Raw genomic sequence first — 6875 nt, 5'->3', positions numbered from 1 at the left:
CTCCTAGACAAAGGAAACACAATGGCTGAGCTCACGATCAGGCCGGAGGAGATCCGGGACGCGCTCGATCGGTTCGTCACCGAGTACCAACCGGCCGAAACGACCGCCGAAGAGGTCGGCACCGTCATCGACGCGGGTGACGGTATCGCCCACGTCGAGGGCCTGCCGTCGGTGATGACCAACGAGCTGCTCGTTTTCGAGAACGGCACCGAGGGCATCGCGCTGAACCTCGACGTCCGCGAGATCGGTGTCGTCATCCTCGGCGAGTACGACGGCATCGAGGAGGGCCAGCAGGTCCGCCGGACCGGCCAGGTGCTGTCGGTACCGGTCGGTGACGGCTACCTCGGCCGCGTGGTCGACCCGCTGGGCAAGCCGATCGACGGCCTCGGCGAGATCCAGGGCATCGAGGGCCAGCGGGCGCTCGAGATCCAGGCCGCCGGCGTGATGGACCGCCAGGAGGTCCGCCAGCCGCTGCAGACCGGGATCAAGGCCATCGACGGCATGATCCCGATCGGCCGCGGCCAGCGCGAGCTGATCATCGGCGACCGCAAGACCGGCAAGACCGCGATCGCGATCGACACGATCATCAACCAGAAGGCGAACTGGGCCTCCGGCGACCCGAACAAGCAGGTCCGCTGCATCTACGTCGCGATCGGTCAGAAGGGCTCGACGATCGCCGCCGTCCGCGGCGCGCTCGAAGAGGCCGGCGCGATGGAGTACACCACCATTGTCGCCTCCCCGGCGTCCGACCCGGCCGGCTTCAAGTACGTCGCGCCGTACACCGGGTCCTCGATCGGCCAGCACTGGATGTACCAGGGCAAGCACGTGCTGATCGTCTTCGATGACCTCACCAAGCAGGCCGAGGCGTATCGCGCGATGTCGCTGCTGCTGCGCCGCCCGCCGGGCCGCGAGGCCTACCCGGGTGACGTCTTCTACCTGCACAGCCGGCTGCTCGAGCGTTGCGCGAAGCTGTCCGACGAGCTCGGCGCCGGCTCCATGACCGGTCTGCCGGTCATCGAGACCAAGGCGAACGACGTCTCGGCGTTCATCCCGACCAACGTCATCTCGATCACCGACGGGCAGATCTTCCTGCAGTCCGACCTGTTCAACGCGAACATCCGGCCGGCCATCGACGTCGGTATCTCGGTGTCCCGGGTCGGCGGTGCCGCCCAGGTCAAGGGCATGAAGAACGTGTCCGGCACGCTGAAGATCGACCTGGCGCAGTTCCGGGCGATGGAGGCGTTCGCGATGTTCGCGTCCGACCTGGACGCCACCTCGCGCCGGCAGCTGGACCGCGGTCAGCGGCTCGTGCAGCTGCTCCGTCAGCCGCAGTACTCGCCGTACCCGGTCGAGGACCAGATCGTCTCGATCTGGGCCGGCACCAACGGGCACTTCGACGACGTGCCGGTGAACGACGTACTGCGCTTCGAGCGGGACTTCCTGGACTACCTGCGCCGGGAGAGCAAGGTGCTCGACGCGATCCGCGAGTCCGGGCTGTTCGGCGACGACGAGGCACAGGCCGTGACCGACGGGCTGAAGTCGTTCAAGCCGACGTTCCAGACCTCCGAGGGCACGCTGCTCGGCACCGAGGCCCAGGCCGAGGCGATGGACGAGGCGGACGTCGACCAGGAGCAGATCGTCAAGCAGAAGAGGGGCTGACCGTGCCGGCCAACCTGCGGGAGCTACGCGATCGGAAGGCTTCGGTCACGACGATCAAGAAGCTCACCCGCGCGATGGAGCTCATCGCGGCGTCCCGGATCGTCAAGGCGCAGCAACGCGCCGCGGCGGCCGGTCCGTACGCGCGTGAGCTCACCCGTGCCGTGTCGGCGGTGGCGACGTTCTCGAACGTCGACCACCCGCTGACCACCGAGAAGCCGAACCCGCGGCGTGCCGCGGTCCTGCTGCTCACCTCCGACCGCGGTCAGGCCGGGGCGTACTCGTCCAACGTGATCCGTGAGGGCGAGCGGCTGAACCAGTTGCTCCGCGAGGACGAGAAAGAGATCGTCCCGTACGTCAGCGGCCGCAAGGGCATCGCGTACTACACCTTCCGGCAGCGCGAGCTCGCGCAGTCGTGGGCCGGTGACTCCGACAACCCGAGCTTCGCCCGGGCCCGGGAGATCGCCGACGCGCTGATCGAGCGGTTCCTGACCCCGACCGAGGAGGGCGGCGTGGACGAGATCCACATCGTCTTCACCCGGTTCGTGTCGATGCTCACCCAGCGCGCCGACGTCATCCGGCTGCTGCCGCTGGAGGTCGTCGAGGGCGAGGAGGCGCCGGCCGCCGACGAGGTGCTGCCGCTGTACGAGTTCGAGCCGTCCGCCGAGGAGGTGCTCGACGGGCTGCTGCCGAAGTACGTCGCCAGCCGGATCCACTGGTGCATGCTGCAGGCCGCGGCCTCCGAGCTGGCCAACCGGCAGCGGGCGATGAAGTCCGCGACGGACAACGCGCAGGACCTGATCGAGAAGCTGACGCGGGACCTGAACCAGGCCCGCCAGGCACAAATTACCCAGGAAATCAGCGAGATCGTCGGTGGCGCCAGTGCGCTCGCCGACGCGAGCGCCGGGAGCGAGTGAGAGAGATGACTGCCACGGTTACCGAGAAGAACAACGAGGCGGGCGCCACCGGCGTCGGTCGCGTCGCCCGGGTGATCGGCCCGGTCGTCGACGTCGAGTTCGCGGCCGACGCGATGCCCGACATCTACAACGCGCTCGAGGTGGACATCACCCTCGGCGACAACACCCAGACGATCACCCTCGAGGTCGCGCTGCACGTCGGCGACAACATCGTCCGGGCGATCTCGATGAAGCCGACCGACGGCCTGGTCCGCGGCGCCGAGGTGCGCGACACCGGCGCGGCGATCTCCGTCCCGGTCGGTGACGTCACCAAGGGCCGGGTGTGGTCCGTGACCGGCAAGTGCCTGAACCAGGACGAGTCCGAGTTCGAGATCACCGAGCGCTGGCCGATCCACCGCAAGGCGCCGGCCTTCGACCAGCTCGAGTCGAAGACCGAGATGCTGGAGACCGGCATCAAGGTCCTCGACCTGCTGACGCCGTACGTCCAGGGTGGAAAGATCGGCCTGTTCGGCGGTGCGGGTGTCGGCAAGACCGTTCTGATCCAGGAGATGATCTACCGGATCGCCCACAACTTCGGTGGTACGTCGGTGTTCGCCGGCGTGGGCGAGCGGACCCGTGAGGGCAACGACCTCATCAACGAGATGGAAGAGGCCGGCGTCTTCAAGGACACCGCGCTGGTGTTCGGCCAGATGGACGAGCCGCCGGGCACCCGGCTGCGGGTCGCGCTGTCCGCGCTGACGATGGCGGAGTACTTCCGCGACGTCAAGGAGCAGGACGTGCTGCTCTTCATCGACAACATCTTCCGGTTCACGCAGGCCGGTTCCGAGGTCTCCACGCTGCTCGGCCGGATGCCGTCGGCCGTTGGTTACCAGCCGAACCTGGCCGACGAGATGGGCGTGCTGCAGGAGCGGATCACGTCGACCCGGGGTCACTCGATCACCTCGATGCAGGCGATCTACGTGCCCGCCGACGACTACACCGACCCGGCGCCGGCCACCACGTTCGCGCACCTGGACGCGACCACCGAGCTGTCGCGTGACATCGCGGCGCGTGGTCTGTACCCGGCCGTCGACCCGCTGACGTCGACGTCGCGGATCCTCGACCCGCAGTACATCGGCCAGGAGCACTACGACGTGGCCGTCCGGGTGAAGCAGATCCTGCAGAAGAACAAGGAACTGCAGGACATCATCGCGATCCTGGGTGTGGACGAGCTCTCCGAAGAGGACAAGATCACCGTCGCCCGCGCGCGCCGGATCGAGCAGTTCCTCAGCCAGAACACCTACATGGCGGAGAAGTTCACCAACGTCCCGGGTTCGACCGTCCCGCTGAAGGACACCATCGAGTCCTTCAAGAAGATCACCGAGGGCGAGTACGACCACGTCGCCGAGCAGGCCTTCTTCAACGTCGGCTCGCTGGACGACGTCGACCGCAAGTGGGCCGAGCTGCAGAAGGACAACTGAGATGGCTGACCACTTGGAGGTGGCGCTGGTCGCCGCCGAGCGGACGGTCTGGCAGGGGCAGGCGAAGATCGTGATCGCCCGGACCACGGACGGCGACGTCGGGATCCTGCCCGGCCACGCGCCGCTGCTGGGCCTGCTGCAGGGTGGCACCGTCCAGGTGCGGACCGTCGACGACGAGTACTTCGTCGCGGCCGCGCCGGACGGCTTCATCTCGGTGGCAGGAGACAGGGTCTCGATCCTGGCCGAGAACGCCGAGATGGGTCACGACATCGACCTCGAAGAGGCTCGCCGGGACCTCGAGCAGGCGCTGGCCGCCGGTCTCGACACCGACGAGGAGACCGACGAGGTGCGACTCGCGGAGGCCCGGGTCCGGGCCGCCGAGCAGACGTCCTGACCCGACCTGCCATAATCGGGCACCGAGCAGTATCGATCTTTTGGGAGGGTCGGCAAGGTATGAGAACAGTCCTCGATGTCGTCGGGGTCTGTTTGCTTGCCGCCGTGCTGTTCATCGTGCTCGTCGCGTTCCGCCGTCGCTGGTTGTCCAGGGACGGCGGAACTTTTGATTGCAGCCTGCAACTCGCCGAGAAGGACCACGGCCGCGGTTGGGCCCTCGGCCTGGCCCGCTACGTCGGCGACGACCTGCAGTGGTTCCGGGTCTTCAGCCTCGCCTGGTGGCCCAAACTCACCGTCAACCGCCGCCAGCTCGACGGCGTCACCACCCGCCGTCCCATGGGCAACGAGCCCCTGGTCACATACGCCGGCCACGTCATCGTGGACACCAAGCTCCACGACCGCACCGTCCACTTCGCGATGACCGAAGAGGCCCTCACCGGCGTCCTCGCCTGGATGGAATCCGCACCCCCGAGCACTCAGACCTACCTCTGAAGCGCCTGCAGCAGCATCGGCAGCGAGGCGTGGAGTTCTCGTTGCCAGTAGGGCCAGGCGTGCGTGCCCGGGCCGTAGAAGTTGGTGGTCAGGTGTTTCGCGCCGACGCGTTGGAGTTCGGCGGCGAGGGCGTGGTTCTGGCGGTTGAAGTCGGAATCGAGGGCGTCGGTCTTGCCGGGTGGGTCGAACGGGCCCGCCGTACCGTCGCCGCAGGAGAGGTAGACCGGTAGCGACTTGAGCCGGTGGGCCAGGTAGTACGGGTCGTGGACTTCCCAGATGCTGCGTTGGGCGACGGGATCTCCCCAGACGCGGAGCGGGTCGTTGCCCTGGCCGGCGAAGAAGCCCATGATCCGGTGCACCGATTCGTCGTTGAGCAGCGGATGCGCGGAGCCGGAGTACGCCGCGACCGCGCGGAACATGCCAGGGTGCCGGGCGGCGTACAGCAGTGCTCCCTGGCCGCCCATCGAGAGGCCGGCCACGACGCGGTTCGAGCTGGCGCCCCAGTCGTGTTCGAGGAGGTGCGCGAGTTCGACGGTGTGGAAGGTCTCCCAGGCCGGGTCACCGCCGGCGCCGTAGTTCCACCAGTCGCTGTACCACCCGTTCCACCCGGCCTCGGGCATCACGACGAGTACGTTGCGCAGACCCGGAATCTTCGCGATGTCGGTCCCGGACCAGGACGTGTAGTCCCCACAACACCCGTGCAGCAGCCAGAACGTCGGCCAGTGCTGACTGCGATCGGCCGGATCCCAGCCGTCCGGCGTCAGCAACCGAACGTTGACGGTCCGCCCACCGAGCGCCTGGGAGCGAACACTCAGATCGGTCAGCCGATCCGCGACCTGCTTGACCCCGACAACCTCCGCCCCGCGTGGGCTGTCGGGGACGACGGCCGTCTGGGTTGGTGCCGGTGGCGGAGCGGCCTGCGCGGGAGCGAGGGGAACGAACAGGGCGGTGGCGAGCAGCGCTCGACCGACGATTCGGGACAGCTGTCCGGGCACGAGCAACCTCCGGGGGCGCAGAAGGTGGTGCTGGAGTTTGTACCCCGGAAAATCGGTGGGTACTCCGGCACCGGTGTGCCAGGATCGCGGGCATGAAGAGTTTCTTCTTCCGACTGGGCTAGTTCCGCCGGCCCGTTGTGTGGCGTTCTGCCCTTGGCCGGCGACGCGGAAGTGGCTGGTTGGTCGCTTCCGGGGTCTTGCCGGGAGATTCTTCATGCGTTCTGCGCTGGTCTTGGTGCGCGTTGTCGGTGGGTTGGAATGGTTGGTGGCGGAGGAGGTCGCTGCTGCTGGGCGTCGGGTGGTTGAGGTGTCCAAGCGGCAGGTGGTGGTCGACGGGATGGTCGAGCCGCTGCCTCGGGTGGCTGACGACTTGTTCGTTGTGTACGGGGCGGGGCCGGATCCTGGGCGGGCCAAGGGCGGGGTCGCGGCTGCGGTGCGGGCTGCTGTTCGGGAGGTGCCGGGCGGACGTGGGGCGTTTGCGGTGTCGGCGTCGTTCGTGGGGGAGCGGAACTTCAATCGGTACGACGTCGAGGATCTGGTGGGGGAGCGGATCGCTCGGTTGACCGGTGGGCGGTACTGCTCGCGGCGTGGTGGGCGGGTGCCGCCGGAGGAGCGGTCCGAGTGGCGGGTGGTGCTGGACGGGAAGACGTTGTGGGTGGCCCGGAGGCCGTACGCCGTACCGCTCCATCGGCGTCCGTGGCGTCAGCACACCGTCGCGGGCAGCCTGCATCCACCTGTTGCTGCTGCTATGGCGCGGCTGGCGAAGCTTGCGCCTGGGCAGCAGGTAATCGACCCGTTCTGCGGTGCTGGGACGCTGCTGGTGGAGGCTCATCACCTCGAGCCCGGAGCGCGGTACGTCGGCCTGGACCGAGACCCGGCCGCGATCGCAGCCGCGAAAGCGAATTGGGCGGCGGCCGACCACCGGGGTGGGGAAGGTGGGGGTGGGGTGGTTTGGCGGTGGG

The 6875-nt window shown here is 68.0% G+C and carries 7 protein-coding genes; 6 read left to right on the top strand and 1 reads right to left on the bottom strand.

From position 1 onward, the window contains the following. Nucleotides 1-21 precede the first annotated feature (21 nt). From atpA to VFF46_RS22255, 5 genes are read left to right on the top strand one after another with little or no spacing between them, the layout of a single operon-like run. A complete protein-coding gene (gene atpA, locus VFF46_RS22275; protein WP_325039118.1) occupies nucleotides 22-1659 on the top strand; it encodes a F0F1 ATP synthase subunit alpha in 1638 nt (545 codons plus the stop codon). 2 nt (nucleotides 1660-1661) lie between these two features. Continuing rightward, the gene (locus VFF46_RS22270; RefSeq protein WP_325039117.1) at nucleotides 1662-2573 is read left to right on the top strand and encodes a F0F1 ATP synthase subunit gamma; all 912 of its coding nucleotides are present in this window, start codon (nucleotides 1662-1664) and stop codon (nucleotides 2571-2573) included. A 5-nt stretch (nucleotides 2574-2578) separates the two neighbouring features. Beyond that, on the top strand, nucleotides 2579-4033 hold the full coding sequence (gene atpD / locus VFF46_RS22265) for a F0F1 ATP synthase subunit beta (protein WP_325039116.1): 1455 nt from the start codon (nucleotides 2579-2581) through the stop codon (nucleotides 4031-4033). A gap of 1 nt (nucleotide 4034) precedes the next feature. Beyond that, complete coding sequence (locus VFF46_RS22260; protein ID WP_325039115.1) at nucleotides 4035-4427, top strand: F0F1 ATP synthase subunit epsilon; 393 nt, start codon at nucleotides 4035-4037, stop codon at nucleotides 4425-4427. A gap of 59 nt (nucleotides 4428-4486) precedes the next feature. Further along, complete coding sequence (locus tag VFF46_RS22255) at nucleotides 4487-4918, top strand: DUF2550 domain-containing protein (RefSeq protein WP_325039114.1); 432 nt, start codon at nucleotides 4487-4489, stop codon at nucleotides 4916-4918. On the opposite strand, the gene VFF46_RS22250 is transcribed toward VFF46_RS22255, so the two are convergent. Further along, nucleotides 4909-5913, bottom strand: a complete 1005-nt coding sequence (locus VFF46_RS22250; protein WP_325039113.1) for an alpha/beta hydrolase family protein — start codon at nucleotides 5911-5913, stop codon at nucleotides 4909-4911. The two genes, VFF46_RS22255 and VFF46_RS22250, sit on opposite strands and share 10 nt — an antisense overlap. A gap of 307 nt (nucleotides 5914-6220) precedes the next feature. On the opposite strand from VFF46_RS22250, the gene VFF46_RS22245 reads away from it, so the two are divergent. Beyond that, nucleotides 6221-6875 (top strand): methyltransferase domain-containing protein (locus VFF46_RS22245; RefSeq protein ID WP_325039112.1); only part of this gene is annotated, 655 nt, incomplete at its 3' end.

Source organism: Kribbella sp. (assembly GCF_035655035.1).
Classification (GTDB): domain Bacteria; phylum Actinomycetota; class Actinomycetes; order Propionibacteriales; family Kribbellaceae; genus Kribbella.
The sequence above is the reverse complement of the archived record's forward strand: the minus strand, read 5'-3'. Positions and strand labels throughout refer to the sequence as shown.

Bases quoted from the DNA above. Each gene is read 5' to 3' on its own strand.
- atpA (WP_325039118.1), top strand. From the start codon at position 22: ATGGCTGAGCTCACGATCAGGCCGGAGGAGATCCGGGACGCGCTCGAT.
- atpD (WP_325039116.1), top strand. From the start codon at position 2,579: ATGACTGCCACGGTTACCGAGAAGAACAACGAGGCGGGCGCCACCGGC.
- VFF46_RS22260 (WP_325039115.1), top strand. From the start codon at position 4,035: ATGGCTGACCACTTGGAGGTGGCGCTGGTCGCCGCCGAGCGGACGGTC.
- VFF46_RS22255 (WP_325039114.1), top strand. From the start codon at position 4,487: ATGAGAACAGTCCTCGATGTCGTCGGGGTCTGTTTGCTTGCCGCCGTG.